We start from the raw sequence: 2,379 nt of genomic DNA on the forward strand, positions 1-2,379 counted from the left end.
GGACGCGGCCACTCGTCGGCGCTGGGCACCGGTGCGGCGCGCGCGACCGGCGCGGTGACGGGGTCGAGGCGGCGCGGCGGCGCGAGCTCGGGGTTCTTGCGGCGGCGCAGCTCCAGCGCCTCGAAGGCCATCAGCGCCGCCGCCACGTGCTTGCAGTTCAGCCCGACCGGGCACGAGCAGACGCCGCGCACCTGCAGCCCGAGCCGCCGGTCGACCGGCAGCTCGATGCGCTGCTCGTAGACGTGGGCGCCGCTGCCGCGCATGCGCGTGAGCAGCGCGAGGCCGTCGATCTGCATCGCCAGCAGCGCCTGCTCGGGCTGGAGTGCCATCGCCCGCGTCAGCGTCACGCGGTCGAACTGCTGGCCGAAATCGAACTCGGGGGGAATGGAAAATTCGGTCATGGGCTGCGGGCCATTGTCGTTCAGCCGGCGGGCGCATCCATGCGATGCTGGCGCCCCATGCAAAGACGCCTTTTCATCGCCGCGGCGGCCTGCGGGGCCGCGCCGGCCACGGTTTCGTCTGCAGTGTCGTCAACGGAATCGCCGCTCACCACGGTGCATCCCCGCCCCCTCGTCTTCCCGGCCGATTTCGGCGCGCATCCCGCGACGCGCACCGAGTGGTGGTACGTMACCGGCTGGCTGCAGGCGCAGGCCGACGCAGCGCCCCTCGGCTTCCAGGTCACGTTCTTCCGCTCGGCCACCGGGCTGGCCGCGTCGCCGAGCCGCTTCGGCGCGCAGCAGCTGGTGTTCGCGCACGCGGTGCTCGGCGACGTGGCCGGCAGGCGGCAACGCCACGACCAGCGCATCGCGCGCGCCGGCTTCGGCATCGCCGACAGTGCCGAGGGCGACACCCGCGTGCTGCTGCGCGACTGGTTCCTGCGCCGCGAGGGCAGCGCCGGCGCGAGCCGCTACACGACCCGCGTCGCGAGCGACAGCGGCGGCTTCGCGTTCGAGCTGTCGTTCGAGGCCACGCAGCCGGTGCTGCTGCAGGGCGAGGCGGGCTGGTCGCGCAAGGGGCCGAAGCCGCACGAGGCGAGCCGGTACTACAGCCAGCCCCAGCTGCGCACCAGCGGCACGCTGACGCTGGACGGCCGTGCACGCGCGGTGCAGGGCCGCGCCTGGTTCGACCATGAATGGAGCGACCACGCGCTGCCCGACGACGCGGTCGGCTGGGACTGGATCGGCATGAACCTGGACGACGGCAGCGCGCTGATGGCGGTGCGGCAGCGGCGCGCCGACGGCACGCCGTACTACGCCGGCGGCAGCTTCCGCGCGCCGGGGGGCGAGGTGCGCAATTTCGGGCCCGGCGAAGTGCGCTTCGTGCCGGGCCGCCGCTGGAGCAGCCTGTTGTCGCGTGCGAGCTACCCGGTCGAATGGGCGGTCGAGACGCCGGCGGGCCGCTACCGGGTTCGCGCGCTGTTCGATGCGCAGGAACTCGACAGCCGCGCCAGCACCGGCGGCTTCTACTGGGAGGGGCTCAGCGAGCTGATGGACGAGTCCGGCCGCAGGCTCGGACTCGGCTACCTGGAGATGACCGGCTATGCCGGCCGGCTCCGCATTTAAAGTTTCTGCGCCTGCATGAAGTCGTCGAACGCGGCTTCGGCGAAGCGGAACCACAGCACCTGGTCGGCGCGGAACTTGGTGTAGTCCTCGTAGACCTTCTTCCAGGCCGGGTTCTTGCCCGACAGCTCGCTGTAGTAGTCCATCGACACCTTGAAGCAGGCTTCCATCACGTCCTTCGGGAAGCGGTGCAGCTTGGTGCCGGCGCCGACCAGCTGCTTCAGCGCACCCGGGTTGCGGGCGTCGTATTTGGCCTGCATGTCGACGTGCGCGTGCGACGACGCGGCTTCGACGATGGCCTTGTACTCCGGCGTCAGCGCATCGTAGGCCTTGGTGTTGATGAACAGGTCGACCTGCGGGCCGCCTTCCCACCAGCCGGGGTAGYAGTAGTKSGGCGCSACCTTGTTGAAGCCGAGCTTCTGGTCGTCGTACGGGCCGACCCATTCGGCGGCGTCGATCGTGCCCTTCTCGAGCGCGGGGTAGATGTCGCCGCCCGGCAGGTTCTGCGGCACGGCGCCCAGGCGTTCGATGATGCGGCCGGCAAAGCCGCCGATGCGGAACTTCAGGCCCTTCATGTCGGCGACGGCGTTGATCTCCTTGCGGAACCAGCCCCCCATCTGGGCACCGGTGTTGCCGCCGGGGAAGTTGATGATGTTGTAGTTGCGGTAGAAATCGCGCATCAGCTTCAGGCCGTTGCCTTCCAGCATCCAGGCCGTCATCTGGCGCGAGTTCAGCCCGAACGGGATCGAGGCGCCGATCGCGAAGGTCTCGTCCTTGCCGAAGAAGTAGTACGGCACGGTGTGCGCCATCTCCACGGTGG

At 70.2% G+C, this 2,379-nt stretch carries 3 protein-coding genes; 1 reads left to right on the forward strand and 2 read right to left on the reverse strand.

Features of this window, described 5'->3' with window-relative positions; all coding sequences use genetic code 11:
* Window positions 1–401 (reverse strand): SWIM zinc finger family protein (locus AC1D1T_RS31895; protein ID WP_477993373.1); only part of this gene is annotated, 401 nt, incomplete at its 3' end.
* Between the two features lie 57 nt (window positions 402–458).
* Here AC1D1T_RS31895 and AC1D1T_RS31900 point away from each other — a divergent pair.
* Window positions 459–1,562: a lipocalin-like domain-containing protein gene (locus AC1D1T_RS31900; protein WP_477828768.1), complete on the forward strand. Its 1,104-nt coding sequence runs from the start codon at window positions 459–461 to the stop codon at window positions 1,560–1,562.
* Here AC1D1T_RS31900 and AC1D1T_RS31905 read toward each other — a convergent pair.
* A partial coding sequence (locus AC1D1T_RS31905) for a TRAP transporter substrate-binding protein (protein ID WP_477993374.1) occupies window positions 1,559–2,379 on the reverse strand: 821 nt, incomplete at its 5' end. The two genes, AC1D1T_RS31900 and AC1D1T_RS31905, sit on opposite strands and share 4 nt — an antisense overlap.

This window comes from Rhizobacter sp. P2_H3 (assembly GCF_056403355.1).